3 tRNA genes are annotated in these 371 nt (G+C 51.5%); all 3 read right to left on the reverse strand.

From position 1 onward, the window contains the following. Positions 1-50: 50 nt before the first annotated feature. Positions 51-126: transfer RNA gene (locus tag UF06_RS08325), tRNA-Val, on the reverse strand. A gap of 13 nt (positions 127-139) precedes the next feature. Further along, positions 140-215 (reverse strand) — tRNA-Ala (locus tag UF06_RS08330). A 31-nt stretch (positions 216-246) separates the two neighbouring features. Continuing rightward, positions 247-322 (reverse strand) — tRNA-Lys (locus tag UF06_RS08335). Positions 323-371: the final 49 nt, after the last annotated feature.

The following is a 371-nucleotide window of genomic DNA, read 5'->3' on the forward strand; positions in this document are numbered from 1 at the left end:
ATCCACATTAAGAGGAGGCTTCATTTAGTGACACAAAAATATTTAAAGAGTGGTGGGCGATACCGGGTTCGAACCAGTGACCCCCTGCTTGTAAGGCAGGTGCTCTCCCAACTGAGCTAATCGCCCATTTATTCAAGAATGGTGGAGCTAAGCAGGATCGAACTGCTGACCTCCTGCGTGCAAGGCAGGCGCTCTCCCAGCTGAGCTATAGCCCCATTTCTTGATTTTAATTCCCAATGGAAGGAATGGTGGGTCGTGCAGGATTCGAACCTGCGACCAATTGATTAAAAGTCAACTGCTCTACCGACTGAGCTAACGACCCGTGGTATCCCGTAGGGGAGTCGACCCCCTGTTACCGCCGTGAAAGGGCG

The sequence above is a fragment of the Vibrio sp. S234-5 genome, assembly GCF_000960595.1.
In the GTDB taxonomy this organism is placed as follows: Bacteria; Pseudomonadota; Gammaproteobacteria; order Enterobacterales; family Vibrionaceae; genus Vibrio.